At 61.4% G+C, this 3,061-nt stretch carries 2 protein-coding genes; both read right to left on the bottom strand.

All coding sequences use genetic code 11. The features are described from left to right. On the bottom strand, nt 1-1,165 hold a 1,165-nt coding region (locus ACIREA_RS29585), incomplete at its 3' end, for a hypothetical protein (RefSeq protein ID WP_397385917.1). Nucleotides 1,166-1,659: 494 nt separating this feature from the next. Next, nucleotides 1,660-3,061 (bottom strand): right-handed parallel beta-helix repeat-containing protein (locus tag ACIREA_RS29580; RefSeq protein WP_397385916.1); only part of this gene is annotated, 1,402 nt, incomplete at its 5' end.

The raw sequence follows: 3,061 nt of genomic DNA, 5'->3' as shown, positions 1-3,061 counted from the left end.
CGGGCATGCCTTGGGCGGTGTGCTCGAGATAGAGGGCGACGAAGGAATCCTTGCTGTCTTTGTTGGCAAAGCCGACGGCCCAGATGTTGTCGCGCTGCTTGGGATCGACGGGGCCGCTTTGAAGTTTGCCATCGGCACCCATCCAGAGCATCTCGGTGAAAGACTGACCGGAGAAGACCCACTCGTCATCGCGCAAGGCAGCGGCTTCGAATTCTTTGATGACGTGCATGCGGCCGAGTTTGTGGAACCAGGGGATGCCGGCATAGAAACGGTACTCGACCTCGATGTGCAGGCGGCTGGGGGAGAAGACGGGATGCACGGGAGAATACGGAAAGCCCCAGCGGCGGACGATGGTACAGAGGGGGCCGCGAATGACTTCGTAATCGGGGCAGCGCTCCCACAAGGTGATGCGCAGTTTTTGAAAGTGACCGGCGGCGGCGTAGTCGTGCGCCCAGTCAATGCCCGGCGGCTCGCCATGACCTTCGCCGCCGGCGAAGAGTTCCAGGCCGTGCTCGCGCTTGAGGGTCATTCGCTCAAGCTGTCCCATCTGGTGGGAGAGGGAGGCCTTGTAGGCGTCGTTTTCGATGTCGAGCGCATAGCCTTCTCCGCGCGTTTGGAGGTCGGTCAGGTAGGCGGGGAGCTCGGCATCGGGGTTGCCATAAAAGAGGAGGTAGGTCTGGCGCAGATGAGCAGCGCCTTCGGCCATGAAGAGCACGTGGGCGTGGCGCTCCTTGCCGCGCCGCACTTCGCTGTGGGTCTGGCTGGGTACCTCGATGAGGCTGTGGTCGGGCTGGATGCGGGCGACACGGACTTCGCGGGTGAGTGAGACGGCCTGCTCTGCCGCGCAACTAAGCAGCACCTCCACGGGTTCGGGCGCGCGATCCAAGCCAATGGTTTCATCAAGGGTGAGCACTTTGCAGAACTGCCAGCCGGATGCCCAGGTGCGCCATGCGGGAGGCAGCGCTGACACGGCCACAAATTGAGCGGTGGGAACGAAGGGCGTGCCGTGGTCTTCGCCTTCCGCCTGAGCCTGCAGGGTGGTGCTGCGCAGGGAATCGGTGAGCGAGCGGACGAGGCGGAAGTCCTTGTTTTTCCAGGCTTCTTCCAGCAGATGCAGCTTCGTTTCAAAGCTGTCGGTCTTTTCCCAGTAGGTGTTTTCGCTCATGTTATCTTGTGGTAGGATACGCCGACGCCGATGATGAGCCCATGGTGAGTGCCGCGCAGAAAGGAAGTCTGGTGGGGCCGATGCGGATGGTTGGGGATGGGTGGGTCATGGCGGGCGCTTCTCAATGGAAGTCATGAGAGTGATGTCAGACAAAGAGCGGCGCTGAACCCGCATCCTTTCGAATTTCAGAAGCTTGGAGATGAAATGCCGGGAATGAGTGATGCTTGGTCAGGGCACGGTATTGTGTGCGCTTTTGTCATCGCTGAGAGATGGGCGACAAGGCGGTTTTGTGTCACCGCTACGCGGTTCAGAGCTGAGGGGCGCAATTTTTGCGAACCGAACGGAGGGCGTGAAGTCTCGACTCGGGAGTGAGTTTCTGGAGCCGCGCGGTATGGACGTGGCCATACGCTGACGGACGGGCGGGCTGTCGCCACACCCATCCCACGACCGCGCATGCACCGCTAGATGTTGAGCTTCTCGATTCGGGAACTGCTCTATTGTTTAAGCGGTTCCAGTTTCAGGTTGTCGATGAAGAAGGCGGTTTTGGTGGTGCCGAGGGCGCTGAAGAGGAGGTAGCCGGCGTTGGTCCAGGCGGGCTTGCAGAGGAGGTCGGGGTAGGAGTGTTTTGTGCCGTCCTGACGGGTGATGTCGAGGGACCATTTGCCGGAGGCGGTGGTGGCGGTGAGGGAGACGCGGAACCATTCGCCGGCGGGGATGCTTACCAATTGGACTTTGCCGTCGGTGCTGGCGGAGAGCTGGCCTTTCTGCCAGCGGAGATAGGGGCCGTTGCCGAAGTCGAGGTTTTTGCCGCGGATTTCGAAGAACCAATCGGCTCCGGGCTGGGCCATGACGTCGAACTCGGCGTGGAAAGTGCCGGCGATGTCCCAGGTGGTGGGGTAGATGTCGAGGATGGGATCGTAGCTGTGTTTGAGATCGGGGGCGTCCTGGACTTTGAGGGAGCGCTTGGAGCCGGGGGTGAAGGGGGAGGAGATTTCGTCGGTGACGGCGATGGATTCGCCTTTGTTTTCGTGGGTGTATTTGGCGCCGCGAATGCCGAGGGTGCCGAGGCCGGCGTGCTCGAAGTCTTGATTGATTTGGTATGCGGGTGCGGGCCAGGGTTTGGCGTCGGTGTCCCAGGTGGGGTAGTCTTGACCTTCGGCGGCGAGGGTGCGCCATGCGGTGTCGGTTTTGCGGACTCCGGCGAGGGTGAGGTCCCAGGGCTTGAAGCCGATCTTTTCGGCGGGGGAGTTGGGCTTGAGGCGGAAGTCGCGCTTGGCGATGTCTTGGAAGAGGGGATCGGCAAAGAGGCTGTCTTTGTCGCGGCCCATCTTGCGCCACTCTGCCCAAGAGAAGTGGGCTTTGGTGAGGGTGGCGGGGATTTTGCCGTCGGTGGGGAAGTAGAGATTTTTGCGGAAGACGAGGCTGTCTTTGGGATCGCCACGCTCGGGTTTGTCGAAGAACTTCCAGTTCCATTCGCCGCCGTCGAGGAGGGGTGATGCGGGGTCCCAGACGACGATGTTGTTCATGTAGCGGAAGCGGAGGCGTGCTTCGTTGCGGGAGGCCTGGATCTGGGCGGTGTGGCCGAAGGCGAAGATGTTGTTTCGGACGGTGTTGAAGTAGCCGTAGTGCTGATGGAATCCGGCGTTCCAGGTGTCGTGCACGAGGTTGTTTTCCATGAGGGTGTCGGCGCTGCCTTCGTCATTGTAGAGGCCCCAGCCGCCGTAGCGATGGCTGGCGACGTGGTGGACGTGATTGCCACGGATGATGGTGCCGGGCGAAGTGCCGAGGCCGTAGTAGCCGCCCATGTCGCTGAGGTAGGCCCAGCCGAGGTGGTGGATGTGATTGTTTTCGACGAGTGTCTCGCGTGAGGCGGTGTCGCCGTAGCCCCAGTTCCAT

The sequence above is a fragment of the Prosthecobacter sp. genome (assembly GCF_044373815.1).
GTDB lineage: Bacteria > Verrucomicrobiota > Verrucomicrobiia > Verrucomicrobiales > Verrucomicrobiaceae > Prosthecobacter.
This window is presented reverse-complemented; position numbering and strand designations above follow the sequence as displayed.